The following is a 12,649-nucleotide window of genomic DNA, read 5'->3' on the forward strand; positions in this document are numbered from 1 at the left end:
CTCCCTAATGCTGTTTTTTTAATCACACCTTTATCCTTTCGCTGTCTTGCTGCAAACTGATTAAGAGAGTTTTATCAAGGAGCAGCACATGTGGTATCAAAAGACGCTCACGCTTAGCGCCAAATCTCGCGGGTTTCATCTGGTAACGGATGAAATTCTGAATCAACTGGCAGATATGCCGCGTGTTAATGTCGGTTTACTGCACCTGTTGCTGCAACACACTTCCGCCTCTCTGACACTTAATGAGAATTGCGACCCCACGGTACGCCAGGACATGGAGCGTTTTTTCCTCCGCACTGTTCCCGATAACGGAAACTATGAGCATGATTATGAAGGGGCAGATGATATGCCTTCTCATATCAAATCCTCAATGCTGGGAGTATCGCTTGTTTTGCCAGTGCATAAAGGACGTATTCAGACCGGCACCTGGCAGGGTATCTGGCTGGGGGAACATCGTGTCCACGGCGGATCGCGTCGCATCATCGCGACACTACAAGGGGAGTAAAAAATGACCATATCGGAGTTGCTACAATATTGCATGGCAAAACCTGGCGCTGAACAGAGCGTTCACAGTGACTGGAAAGCGACGCAAATCAAAGTGGAAGATGTGCTGTTTGCGATGGTGAAAGAAGTGGAAAATCGCCCGGCGGTTTCGCTGAAAACCAGCCCGGAACTGGCGGATCTTCTGCGTCAGCAGCACAGCGATGTACGTCCCAGCCGACATCTGAATAAAGCGCACTGGAGTACCGTATATCTCGACGGATCGTTGCCGGATTCGCAAATCTATTATCTGGTCGATGCGTCGTATCAGCAGGCGGTGAATTTGCTGCCGGAAGAAAAACGCAAATTGCTGGTACAACTCTGAAAGGAAAAGACCGTTCAGAAAGCGGCCTGATATTGCTGAAAAACTGGCTTAAAAGTCAAAAGCGGCACGGTTTTCCCCCTCTCCCCGGAGGGGCGAGGGGACTGTCCGAGCACATTTTTAGACTTTGTCATCAGTCTGAGGCCGCTCAGAAAGCGGCCTTTGTGATTACAGCATTGGTTTGAGGAAGCGCGCTGTATGCGAAGCTTCGCACTCCGCGACGGTTTCTGGCGTACCGGAGACGAGGATCTCGCCGCCGCCGCTGCCGCCTTCCGGGCCAAGATCGACAATCCAGTCGGCGGTTTTAATCACGTCCAGATTGTGCTCAATCACCACAATGGTGTTGCCCTGATCGCGCAGTTTATGCAGTACGTCGAGCAGTTGCTGAATATCGGCAAAGTGCAGACCGGTGGTCGGCTCATCGAGAATATACAGCGTCTGCCCGGTGCCGCGTTTTGATAGCTCACGCGCCAACTTCACGCGCTGGGCTTCACCACCGGAAAGCGTGGTGGCGGACTGCCCGAGTCGGATGTACGTCAGGCCAACGTCCATCAACGTTTGCAGCTTACGCGCCAGCGCCGGTACGGCATCAAAGAACTCTCGCGCCTCTTCGATGGTCATATCCAGCACTTCGTGGATGGTTTTGCCTTTGTACTTTATCTCCAGCGTTTCGCGGTTATAGCGTTTACCTTTGCACTGGTCGCACGGTACGTAAATATCCGGCAGGAAGTGCATTTCAACTTTGATCACGCCATCGCCCTGACAGGCTTCGCAGCGTCCGCCACGGACGTTAAAGCTGAACCGTCCTGGCGTATAACCGCGCGCGCGGGATTCCGGTACGCCCGCAAACAATTCGCGCACAGGCGTAAACACGCCGGTATAGGTTGCCGGGTTGGAACGCGGAGTACGACCAATTGGGCTTTGGTCGATATCGATGACTTTATCGAAATGCTCCAGCCCCTGAATATCACGGTAGGGTGCCGGTTCGGCGATAGTCGCGCCGTTCAACTGGCGTTGGGCAATCGGGAACAGGGTATCGTTAATCAGCGTCGATTTACCGGAACCTGAAACCCCTGTAATGCAGGTAAACAGGCCTACTGGCAACGTTAGCGTCACATCTTTCAGGTTGTTGCCGCGTGCGCCTGTCAGTTTCAGCACTTTTTCCGGATTTGCCGGAACGCGTTTCTTCGGCACTTCAATCTTGCGTTTACCACTCATGTACTGCCCGGTCAACGACTCTGGCACTGCCATAATCGCTTCCAGCGGCCCTTCCGCGACCACTTCACCACCGTGAACACCTGCGCCTGGACCGATGTCGATAACGTGGTCAGCCGCGCGAATCGCGTCTTCATCGTGTTCCACCACAATCACGGTATTACCGAGATCGCGCAGGTGGATAAGCGTACCCAGCAAACGTTCGTTATCGCGCTGGTGCAGGCCGATAGACGGCTCATCCAGCACATACATAACGCCAACCAGCCCTGCGCCAATCTGGCTCGCCAGACGGATACGCTGGGCTTCGCCGCCGGAAAGTGTCTCTGCCGAGCGGGAAAGTGTCAGGTAATTCAGCCCAACGTTAACGAGGAATTTCAGGCGGTCACCAATCTCTTTGAGGATTTTTTCCGCAATCTTCGCGCGTTGTCCAGCGAGTTTGAGATTATTGAAAAACTCCATCGCATGACCGATGCTCATGTCGGAGATAGCAGGCAGCGGCGTATTCTCGACATAAACATGGCGCGCTTCACGGCGCAAACGCGTCCCTTCACAACTGGCGCACGGACGATTGCTGATAAACTTAGCTAACTCTTCACGTACCGCGCTGGATTCCGTCTCTTTATAACGGCGCTCCATATTGTGCAGCACGCCTTCGAACGGATGGCGGCGGATGGAGGTATCGCCGCGATCGTTCATGTATTTAAATTCGATATTTTCTTTGCCAGAACCGTACAGCACCACTTTATGCACGTTTGCGCTCAGACTGCCCCACGGCGCTTCGACGTCAAACTTATAGTGATCTGCCAGTGATTTCAGCATCTGGAAATAATAGAAGTTGCGGCGATCCCAGCCACGGATCGCCCCGCCAGCCAGCGACAGTTCCGGGTTCTGGATCACGCGATCGGGATCGAAATATTGCTGTACGCCGAGGCCGTCACAGGTCGGGCAGGCGCCCGCCGGGTTGTTAAACGAGAACAGGCGTGGTTCCAGTTCGCGCATACTGTAGCCGCAAATCGGGCAGGCGAAGTTCGCGGAGAACAGCAGTTCTTCCGCTTTGGGATCGTCCATATCCGCAACAACCGCCGTACCGCCGGAAAGCTCCAGTGCGGTTTCAAACGATTCCGCCAGACGCTGGGTAAGATCGTCACGCACCTTGAAGCGATCGATAACCACTTCAATGGTGTGTTTCTTTTGCAGTTCCAGTTTCGGCGGATCGGAAAGATCGCAGACTTCGCCATCAATACGCGCGCGGATATAACCCTGACTCGCCAGATTCTCCAGCGTTTTAGTGTGTTCGCCTTTGCGCTCTTTGATGATTGGCGCGAGTAGCATCAGACGTTTGCCTTCCGGCTGCGAAAGCACGTTATCCACCATCTGGCTGACAGTTTGCGCCGCCAGCGGAACGTCGTGATCCGGGCAGCGCGGCTCGCCGACGCGAGCGTACAGCAGACGCAAATAGTCGTGGATTTCAGTGATGGTCCCCACTGTGGAACGCGGGTTATGAGACGTCGATTTCTGTTCAATTGAGATGGCGGGAGAAAGCCCCTCAATATGATCGACATCCGGTTTTTCCATCAGTGACAGAAACTGCCGCGCGTAGGCGGAAAGGGATTCAACGTAACGACGCTGCCCTTCGGCATATAAGGTGTCGAAAGCGAGCGAGGATTTGCCAGAACCCGAAAGCCCGGTGACGACAATCAGTTTGTCGCGGGGGATAACGAGGTTGATATTCTTGAGATTATGGGTGCGGGCGCCCCGAACTTCGATCTTATCCATTCACCTTTCCCGGATTAAACACTTTTTTGCCCGGCGGCATGGCGCTACCGGCGATCACAAACGGTTAATTATGACACAAATCGACCTGAATGAATATACAGTATTGGAATGCAAAACCCGGAGTGCTGTGTAACAATGTCGGGCCATGTTTGTTTACCGGAACCGAGGTCACATCGTGGTAAAACCGCTATTGGTAATGCTACAATCGCGCGTTTACACTTATTAGAACGTTTTTTTCAGGAGACACGACATGGCCAGCAGAGGCGTAAATAAGGTTATTCTCGTTGGTAATCTGGGCCAGGACCCGGAAGTACGCTATATGCCGAATGGTGGCGCAGTTGCCAACATTACGCTGGCTACTTCCGAATCCTGGCGTGATAAAGCGACCGGCGAGATGAAAGAGCAGACTGAATGGCACCGTGTTGTGCTGTTCGGCAAACTGGCGGAAGTTGCCAGCGAATATCTGCGTAAAGGTTCTCAGGTTTATATCGAAGGTCAGCTGCGTACCCGCAAATGGACTGACCAATCCGGCCAGGATCGCTACACCACAGAAGTCGTGGTGAACGTTGGCGGCACCATGCAGATGCTGGGTGGTCGCCAGGGCGGCGGCGCACCGGCAGGCGGTAACGTCGGTGGCGGTCAGCCGCAGGGCGGTTGGGGGCAGCCTCAGCAGCCGCAGGGTGGCAATCAGTTCAGCGGCGGTGCGCAGTCTCGCCCGCAGCAGTCCGCTCCGGCAGCGCCGTCTAACGAGCCACCGATGGATTTCGATGACGACATTCCGTTCTGATTTGTCATTAAAACAATAGGTTATATTGTTTTAATGTGGGTGATTAAAGCATCCGCCAGCCATAAAAAAGAAGCCTCCGTTATGGAGGCTTCTACATATCAGGTCAAAATCATCGGCCACTGTGGTGGAGTTTGACCCATCCCTTCCACCATCACCGACTCAATGTTGTGCCAGATGGCAGTAATATCGGTCATTGTGATGCCAAGCAACCCCATTGCGAACCAACAGGCGGAAACCACGCCCAGACCGCTACTAATCACTGCCAGCCCGACATAATCAGAGCGCCGGAAACGGATGTTGAGCGTGCTGGCCAGAAACATCAATATGGCGCTAAGAAGCTGCCAGCGAAGGAGAACCACGCCAGTGGTGAGGGTAGCCATCAAACATTTCCTCTGAAAATTACCAAGCCCTGGATAGCACGGCATTACTCACGGGGGGCGTGATACACTCTGGCTATCGCGGGACTTTCAGAACATAAAATGAAACACTTAGTTTGTTTCATAAATTTTTGTGAACTATATCACAATTGCTCGTTTGTTAGCCAGATTATGCTGCTACTTTTATTGCTGTACTAATTATGTGGTTTTTCAGTGAAATCGAGACAATGCATAATAAAGAAATATTGTAACTTCCTGCCTGATCTGCATTTTTTCAGCAATGCCCTTTTGATATCAGCGAGTTATTTTTATTTAAACAAAGATTATGAAGGTATCAATTTCAAATCAGGCAAAAGTGCTATTTATACCGTAAGATTTATCTAACGTCGTCGGTAGCCAGGGTTTTAACCTTGCAATGACCAGGTATAACCAGGCAGGGAATTGATAGAAATGAGTCATAGTGTGCGACACAAATTGCTGGCATTGCCGGGTATTATCTTTGTAGTCCTCCTTCCCATCATTCTGTCGCTATGGATCGCCTTTCTTTGGGCTAAAGCGGAAGCGAATAATCAACTTCGTGCTTTTGCCCAGTTAGCACTGGAGAAATCCGAGCTGGTCATTCGCCAGGCAGATTTAGCAAGCGACGATGCGGAACGCTATCAGGGACAAATTTGTACACCCACTCATCAACAACAAATGTTGAATATTATCCGTGGTTATCTTTATATCAACGAATTGATCTATGCCCACGATAACCTTTTTTTATGCTCAACATTAATGGCTCCCGTTAACGGCTATACGATATCGCCAGCGAACTATAAGCGTGAACCTAATGTCTCAATCTATTATTATCGCGACACTCCTTTTTTTGCCGGTTATAAAATGACCTATATGCAGCGAGGAAACTATGTCGCGGTAATTAACCCTTTATTCTGGAGCGAGGTGATGTCTGACGATCCAACGCTGCAATGGGGGGTATATGATACGGTGACGAAAACCTTTTTCTCTTTAAGTAAACAAGCCTCAGCAGAAAAATTCTCACCATTGATTCATCAAAGGGAAATAACCGTACAGCAGAACGGTTATTTATATGCGATAGTCCATTCAACAAAACGTCCCATTGCTGCTATCGTTGCAACCTCCAATCAGCGTATTTTGTCACACTTTTATAATCACCTTGTATTTGCCTTACCGGCAGGCATTATGGGCAGCCTGGTGCTGCTTTTACTCTGGCTGCGTATAAACCAGAAGTACCAGTCACCTAAGCGTAAATTGCAACGTGCCCTCGAAAAACGGCAGCTTTGTCTCTATTACCAACCGATTATTGATATTAAAACGAATAAATGTATTGGTGCTGAGGCATTGCTACGCTGGCCGGGGAATCAGGGACAGGTAATGACGCCAGCAGAGTTTATTCCGCTGGCGGAACAAGAGGGTCTAATTGCGCAGGTGACAGATTATGTCATTAACATGGTGTTTGACGATCTCGGTTCCTGGCTGGAAAAACACCCTGAATTATCTACTTCAATTAATTTGTCTGCCTCCGATTTTCATACTTCAAGGGTCATTGCCTTAACCAATCAAAAAATAGAACAATTCACCGTGCGTCCGCAGCAAATTAAATTTGAAGTCACTGAACATGCATTTTTAGATGTCGCCAAAATGACGCCGATTATTCTGGCTTTCCGTCAGGCTGGTTACGAAGTGGCGATCGATGACTTTGGTATTGGCTACTCCAACCTGCATAACCTTAACTCATTGAATATTGATATCCTGAAAATCGATAAATCGTTTGTTGAGACGTTGACCACGCATAAAACCAGCCATTTGATTGCGGAACACATCATCGAACTGGCACATAGTTTGGGTCTAAAAACGATTGCAGAAGGGGTGGAAACGGAGGATCAGGTCAACTGGCTGCGCAAACGCGGCGTGCGCTATTGTCAGGGCTGGTACTTTGCAAAGGCGATGCCGCCGCAGGTTTTTATGGCATGGGCAGAGCAATTACCCGCGCATGACGCCATGCGCGGGCAGTAACCCTAGATCCGGTGGCGGTAATCGCTGGGAGTGCGATCAAATTGCCGACGGAAAACGCGGGAAAAGGTCTGCTGTGAAACGTAACCCAGATCCATCGCGATATCAAAAATAGGGCGCTCGGTGGTGCGCAGTTCAACGGCAGCCAGTAGCAGTCGGCGTTGACGAATGTAATCGCCAAGCGTCTGATGCGTCACAGTGCGGAACATTCGCTGTAAATACCACTTTGAATAACCTGATTTTTTCGCCACCACATCAATGTTCAGCGGCTGGTCGATATGCTCGTCAATCCATGCGATAAGATCCTGAATAATTTTCTGATGGGACATAAATCTGCCTCTTTTCAGTGTTCAGTTCGTTAATTCATCTGTTGGGGAGTATAATTCCTCAAGTTAACTTGAGGTAAAGCGATTTATGGAAAAGAAATTACCCCGCATTAAAGCCTTGCTTACTCCAGGCGAAGTGGCGAAACGTAGCGGCGTGGCGGTATCGGCGCTGCACTTCTATGAAAGCAAAGGATTGATTACCAGTATCCGCAATAGCGGTAATCAGCGGCGATATAAGCGTGATGTGTTGCGATACGTCGCAATTATCAAAATTGCTCAACGCATTGGCATTCCGCTGGCGACCATTGGTGAAGCGTTTGGTGTGTTGCCCGAAGGGCATACGTTAAGTGCGAAAGAGTGGAAACAGCTATCTTCGCAATGGCGAGAAGAACTGGATCGACGCATTCATACCTTAGTCGCGCTGCGTGATGAACTGGACGGTTGTATTGGCTGCGGCTGCCTTTCGCGTAGCGACTGCCCGTTGCGTAACCCGGGCGACCGCTTAGGGGAAGAAGGCACCGGCGCACGCTTGCTGGAAGATGAACAAAACTAAAGCGCCACAAGGGCGCTTTAGTTTGTTTTCCGGTCTTTGTCTTTCACTCTATCCCGCTGGTACACGGGAGGGTTTCCCCCGACGTCAACACACCTCATTCGAGCACGTGGTGGAGGTTCCGGTTAGTGTTGATACTTTAATTGTATGTCACCGCTGTTTCTTCGCCAGTGCAAAGTGATCCTTTTTAACCGCAATATTTTTGCCATCTTGCGTGATTTTTTACCGTAAACCTTCGCCACAAGTTGCCTACAAATGCCGTAATTTTGCGCATCCACGATAACGTTTGCGCATCAATTGCCTGGTTTTTCATCGTCAACACAAGAAAAGGGAAAAAAGCAGCAAACTTCGGTTGAAAAAGCCGCTATGATCGCCGGATAATCGTTTGCTTTTTTTTACCACCCGTTTTGTATGCGCGGAGCTAAACGTTTGCTTTTTTGCGACGCCCCAGATTGTCGCAAACCTGAAGCAGGAAGAATAACGTTTCGCTGGCAGGGGATTGTCCGCCACGCATCTTGACGAAAAATAAACTCTCAGGGGATGTTTTCTTATGTCTACGCCATCAGCGCGTACCGGCGGTTCACTCGACGCCTGGTTTAAAATTTCACAACGTGGAAGCACCGTCCGTCAGGAAGTGGTTGCCGGGTTAACAACGTTTCTGGCGATGGTCTACTCGGTTATCGTCGTTCCAGGTATGTTGGGTAAAGCGGGCTTCCCGCCAGCGGCAGTTTTTGTTGCAACTTGTCTGGTTGCCGGGATTGGTTCTATCGCGATGGGGTTATGGGCCAATCTGCCGTTGGCTATCGGCTGCGCCATCTCTCTGACGGCGTTTACCGCATTCAGCCTGGTGCTGGGGCAACATATTAGCGTACCTGTCGCGCTGGGTGCCGTGTTCCTGATGGGTGTTCTGTTTACGGTAATTTCTGCCACGGGTATCCGTAGCTGGATTTTGCGCAACTTACCGCACGGCGTGGCACACGGCACGGGGATTGGTATCGGCCTGTTCTTGCTGCTGATTGCCGCTAATGGTGTTGGTCTGGTGATTAAAAACCCGCTCGACGGTCTGCCCGTTGCGCTGGGTGATTTCGCAACCTTCCCGGTGATTATGTCGCTGGTAGGTCTGGCGGTAATTATCGGTCTGGAAAAACTGAAAGTACCAGGCGGTATCCTGTTAACCATTATCGGCATCTCGATTGTGGGTCTGCTCTTTGATCCTAACGTCCATTTCTCTGGCGTTTTCGCCATGCCTTCATTGAGCGATGAGAACGGTAATTCGCTAATTGGTAGCCTGGATATTATGGGGGCGCTGAACCCTGTGGTTCTGCCGAGCGTACTGGCGTTGGTGATGACTGCTGTTTTCGATGCTACCGGAACCATCCGTGCGGTAGCCGGTCAGGCGAACCTGCTGGATAAAGACGGGCAGATTATCGACGGCGGTAAAGCACTGACCACCGACTCCCTGAGCAGCGTTTTCTCTGGCCTGGTCGGTGCGGCTCCGGCTGCGGTATACATTGAGTCTGCGGCGGGTACAGCAGCGGGCGGTAAAACCGGTCTGACGGCAATCACGGTTGGCGTGCTGTTCCTGCTGATTCTGTTCCTCTCTCCGCTCTCTTACCTCGTTCCGGGTTACGCAACAGCTCCGGCGCTGATGTACGTTGGCCTGTTGATGTTGAGCAACGTGGCGAAAATCGACTTTGCTGATTTCGTCGATGCAATGGCGGGTCTGGTAACAGCAGTATTCATCGTGCTGACCTGTAACATCGTAACTGGCATCATGATCGGCTTCGCGACCCTGGTGATTGGTCGTCTGGTTTCTGGCGAATGGCGTAAGCTGAACATCGGTACGGTCGTTATCGCCGTGGCGCTGGTCACCTTCTATGCTGGAGGCTGGGCTATCTAAGCTTTAATAAGATTCTGAAAACGGGTGGCAATGGCTGCCCGTTTTTATTTTCTCCGTACATTGTGTGAGCTTTTGCGATATTCTGAAAAACTGAGAGTCCGGGCATAACGCCTTTCTCAAATCATAAAAAACATTGCAAACAGGGAACGCATGGAAATCTTCTTCACCATACTGATAATGACCCTCGTGGTCTCGCTGTCCGGGGTGGTCACTCGTGTCATGCCCTTTCAGATCCCGCTTCCGCTTATGCAAATCGCCATCGGTGCGCTACTGGCGTGGCCGACGTTTGGTTTGCATGTGGAGTTTGATCCTGAACTCTTTTTAGTCTTGTTTATCCCGCCGTTGCTGTTTGCTGATGGCTGGAAAACACCAACCCGCGAATTTCTCGAACATGGTCGGGAAATATTCGGCCTCGCGCTGGCGCTGGTGGTGGTCACTGTGGTCGGCATTGGCTTCCTTATTTACTGGGTGGTGCCGGGTATCCCGCTGATACCCGCCTTTGCGCTGGCGGCGGTGCTCTCTCCGACCGATGCCGTGGCGCTCTCCGGGATTGTTGGCGAAGGGCGCATCCCGAAAAAAATCATGGGGATTTTGCAGGGCGAAGCGTTGATGAATGACGCCTCCGGCCTGGTGTCGCTGAAGTTTGCCGTGGCAGTTGCGATGGGGACGATGATCTTCACCGTTGGCGGCGCGACGGTTGAATTTATGAAAGTGGCCATTGGCGGTATTCTCGCCGGTTTTGCGGTGAGCTGGCTGTATGGTCGCTCGTTGCGTTTCCTCAGCCGCTGGGGCGGCGATGAACCCGCGACGCAGATCGTATTGCTGTTCCTGCTGCCGTTTGCCTCTTATCTGATTGCCGAACATATTGGCGTTTCCGGCATCCTTGCAGCAGTTGCCGCCGGGATGACCATCACCCGTTCCGGCGTGATGCGCCGTGCGCCGCTGGCGATGCGACTGCGCGCGAACAGCACCTGGGCGATGCTGGAATTTGTCTTTAACGGCATGGTGTTCTTGCTGTTGGGTCTGCAACTACCGGGTATTCTGGAAACGTCGCTGGTTGCGGCGGAAATTGACCCTAACGTCGAAATCTGGATGTTGTTTACTGACATCATCTTGATTTATGCGGCGCTAATGCTGGTGCGTTTTGGCTGGCTGTGGACGATGAAAAAGTTCAGCAACCGGTTCCTGAAGAAGAAGCCGATGGAGTTTGGTTCGTGGACGACACGAGAAATCCTTATCGCTTCTTTCGCCGGGGTGCGCGGGGCAATTACTCTTGCTGGTGTGCTCTCTATTCCTCTGCTGTTGCCGGATGGAAATGTCTTCCCGGCGCGTTATGAGCTGGTGTTCCTGGCGGCTGGTGTCATTCTCTTTTCGCTGTTTGTCGGCGTAGTGATGCTGCCTGTTCTGCTACAACACATTGAAGTCGCAGACCATTCACAACAGTTGAAAGAGGAGCGAATCGCGCGCGCGGCAACCGCTGAAGTGGCAATTGTGGCGATCCAGAAAATGGAGGAGCGTCTGGCGGCGGATACCGAAGAGAATATCGACAACCAGTTGCTCACTGAAGTCAGCTCTCGCGTGATTGGTAATCTGCGCCGTCGCGCCGATGGACGTAATGACGTTGAAAGTTCGGTTCAGGAAGAGAACCTGGAGCGTCGCTTCCGTCTGGCGGCGCTGCGTTCTGAACGCGCTGAACTCTACCACCTGCGCGCCACGCGGGAGATCAGCAACGAAACGCTGCAAAAATTACTGCACGATCTCGATTTGCTGGAAGCGTTGTTGATTGAGGAAAATCAATAATCTGCAGGGTTGGCGGGTGAGCCCGCCAACCCGTCTTACTCTGGCGTTAACCAGTATCCTTCACAACAGGTCAGCCACGCCTGGGCACAGTGGGAAAGGTAAACGCCCTCACGCCAAATCATTCCTAATTTCCAGCGTAGTTCGCTTTCCAGCGGCAGCCATTTTAAGGTGTTTTTATCTAATCGCTGGCAAATGGGTTCCGGCAAAATGGCTATTCCGACACCGGACTGAACCATCGCGGCGAGAAAATCCCATTGTCCGCTGCGAACCGCAATCCTCGGCTTAACGCCATGTTCATCGAATAACGCCATCAATTGCTTACTTAAGGCAAAATCTTCGTTATAGATAAGAAGAGGATGTTCCGCCAGTGTCTCTGGTGAGACGGCATCACGCTCAAGCCATTTACCTGAACGCGGCACCAGAACACAAAGCGGATGACTAAACAGCGATAACGTTGTCAGGCCACTTTCTTCTACTGGTAGAGCGGTCAGTGCCATATCCAGTTCGCCGTTCATCACCGCTTGTTGTACCGTCAGACCACCAAACTCCGAAATCTTCAGTTCCACGCCGGGGTAACGCTGGCGGAACAAGCCAATCGGCCCGGCCATTAACATCCCAACCATCGGCGGGATCCCCAACCGCAAAACGCCGGTTTTAAGCTGATTGATATCGCTAAGCTCAGCTTCCAGTTGCCGAAACTCAGCCAATATAGCCAACCCGCGCTCAAATACGACGCGACCAGTATCAGTGAGAAGCAGCCGACGACCATCGCGGATCAACAATATACAGTTCAGCTCATCTTCGAGATTCTTCAGCATCTTGCTGATGGTGGGCTGGGTCACAAACAACTTCTCCGCTGCGCGGGTGAAGCTTTGCTGGCGCACGACTTCGACAAAATAACGCAGCGTTCTGATATCCATAACTATTCCCTTTGACTATACCTGCAATGATTTTAATTCATTTCAGTAGCGGCATGAGGCTCTCTATACTTAACGTTCTGTTTTATTTTCAGGATATCCCCT

11 protein-coding genes are annotated in these 12,649 nt (G+C 51.4%); 7 read left to right on the top strand and 4 right to left on the bottom strand.

What is annotated here, in order from left to right; translation table 11 throughout:
* Positions 1-88 precede the first annotated feature (88 nt).
* Both LG381_RS06065 and LG381_RS06070 read left to right on the top strand, forming a co-directional pair.
* Positions 89-505, top strand: coding sequence for a secondary thiamine-phosphate synthase enzyme YjbQ (locus tag LG381_RS06065; RefSeq protein WP_000270381.1), 417 nt, complete (start codon positions 89-91; stop codon positions 503-505).
* 3 nt (positions 506-508) lie between these two features.
* Entirely contained in the window at positions 509-865 is a 357-nt protein-coding gene (locus LG381_RS06070; RefSeq protein WP_000155671.1) for an MmcQ/YjbR family DNA-binding protein, read from the top strand.
* A gap of 165 nt (positions 866-1,030) precedes the next feature.
* Here the strand turns inward: LG381_RS06070 and uvrA are convergent, their stop codons facing one another.
* Positions 1,031-3,853, bottom strand: coding sequence for an excinuclease ABC subunit UvrA (gene uvrA / locus LG381_RS06075; RefSeq protein WP_000357756.1), 2,823 nt, complete (start codon positions 3,851-3,853; stop codon positions 1,031-1,033).
* A gap of 250 nt (positions 3,854-4,103) precedes the next feature.
* On the opposite strand from uvrA, the gene ssb1 reads away from it, so the two are divergent.
* Positions 4,104-4,640 carry a single-stranded DNA-binding protein SSB1 gene (ssb1, locus tag LG381_RS06080; RefSeq protein ID WP_000168309.1) on the top strand — a complete coding sequence of 179 codons (537 nt, stop codon included), beginning with the start codon at positions 4,104-4,106 and terminating at the stop codon, positions 4,638-4,640.
* Between the two features lie 98 nt (positions 4,641-4,738).
* On the opposite strand, the gene LG381_RS06085 is transcribed toward ssb1, so the two are convergent.
* Positions 4,739-5,020, bottom strand: a complete 282-nt coding sequence (locus LG381_RS06085) for a YjcB family protein (RefSeq protein ID WP_000224317.1) — start codon at positions 5,018-5,020, stop codon at positions 4,739-4,741.
* A 447-nt stretch (positions 5,021-5,467) separates the two neighbouring features.
* Between LG381_RS06085 and LG381_RS06090 the strand changes: the two genes are divergently transcribed.
* Positions 5,468-7,054, top strand: a complete 1,587-nt coding sequence (locus LG381_RS06090; protein ID WP_225762142.1) for an EAL domain-containing protein — start codon at positions 5,468-5,470, stop codon at positions 7,052-7,054.
* Between the two features lie 2 nt (positions 7,055-7,056).
* Here LG381_RS06090 and soxS read toward each other — a convergent pair whose 3' ends face one another.
* On the bottom strand, positions 7,057-7,380 hold the full coding sequence (soxS, locus tag LG381_RS06095) for a superoxide response transcriptional regulator SoxS (protein ID WP_000019357.1): 324 nt from the start codon (positions 7,378-7,380) through the stop codon (positions 7,057-7,059).
* A gap of 85 nt (positions 7,381-7,465) precedes the next feature.
* Here soxS and soxR point away from each other — a divergent pair, with 85 nt between their 5' ends.
* The 3 genes from soxR to LG381_RS06110 all read left to right on the top strand — a co-directional run bounded on the left by soxR (position 7,466) and on the right by LG381_RS06110 (position 11,627).
* A complete protein-coding gene (soxR, locus tag LG381_RS06100) occupies positions 7,466-7,930 on the top strand; it encodes a redox-sensitive transcriptional activator SoxR (protein WP_000412428.1) in 465 nt (154 codons plus the stop codon).
* Between the two features lie 547 nt (positions 7,931-8,477).
* Complete coding sequence (ghxP, locus tag LG381_RS06105; protein WP_000106865.1) at positions 8,478-9,827, top strand: guanine/hypoxanthine transporter GhxP; 1,350 nt, start codon at positions 8,478-8,480, stop codon at positions 9,825-9,827.
* A gap of 150 nt (positions 9,828-9,977) precedes the next feature.
* Positions 9,978-11,627, top strand: a complete 1,650-nt coding sequence (locus tag LG381_RS06110) for a Na+/H+ antiporter (RefSeq protein WP_000402198.1) — start codon at positions 9,978-9,980, stop codon at positions 11,625-11,627.
* Positions 11,628-11,662: 35 nt separating this feature from the next.
* On the opposite strand, the gene LG381_RS06115 is transcribed toward LG381_RS06110, so the two are convergent.
* Positions 11,663-12,547 carry a LysR family transcriptional regulator gene (locus LG381_RS06115; RefSeq protein ID WP_000354952.1) on the bottom strand — a complete coding sequence of 295 codons (885 nt, stop codon included), beginning with the start codon at positions 12,545-12,547 and terminating at the stop codon, positions 11,663-11,665.
* Between the last annotated feature and the right edge of the window lie 102 nt (positions 12,548-12,649).

The organism is Escherichia sp. Marseille-Q3837 (assembly GCF_916618735.1).
In the GTDB taxonomy this organism is placed as follows: Bacteria; Pseudomonadota; Gammaproteobacteria; order Enterobacterales; family Enterobacteriaceae; genus Escherichia; species Escherichia ruysiae.

Coding starts and splice junctions, on each gene's coding strand:
- ghxP (WP_000106865.1), top strand. CDS start 8,478: ATGTCTACGCCATCAGCGCGTACCGGCGGTTCACTCGACGCCTGGTTT.
- soxR (WP_000412428.1), top strand. CDS start 7,466: ATGGAAAAGAAATTACCCCGCATTAAAGCCTTGCTTACTCCAGGCGAA.
- LG381_RS06110 (WP_000402198.1), top strand. CDS start 9,978: ATGGAAATCTTCTTCACCATACTGATAATGACCCTCGTGGTCTCGCTG.
- soxS (WP_000019357.1), bottom strand. CDS start 7,380: ATGTCCCATCAGAAAATTATTCAGGATCTTATCGCATGGATTGACGAG.
- LG381_RS06090 (WP_225762142.1), top strand. CDS start 5,468: ATGAGTCATAGTGTGCGACACAAATTGCTGGCATTGCCGGGTATTATC.
- LG381_RS06070 (WP_000155671.1), top strand. CDS start 509: ATGACCATATCGGAGTTGCTACAATATTGCATGGCAAAACCTGGCGCT.
- ssb1 (WP_000168309.1), top strand. CDS start 4,104: ATGGCCAGCAGAGGCGTAAATAAGGTTATTCTCGTTGGTAATCTGGGC.
- uvrA (WP_000357756.1), bottom strand. CDS start 3,853: ATGGATAAGATCGAAGTTCGGGGCGCCCGCACCCATAATCTCAAGAAT.
- LG381_RS06085 (WP_000224317.1), bottom strand. CDS start 5,020: ATGGCTACCCTCACCACTGGCGTGGTTCTCCTTCGCTGGCAGCTTCTT.
- LG381_RS06115 (WP_000354952.1), bottom strand. CDS start 12,547: ATGGATATCAGAACGCTGCGTTATTTTGTCGAAGTCGTGCGCCAGCAA.
- LG381_RS06065 (WP_000270381.1), top strand. CDS start 89: ATGTGGTATCAAAAGACGCTCACGCTTAGCGCCAAATCTCGCGGGTTT.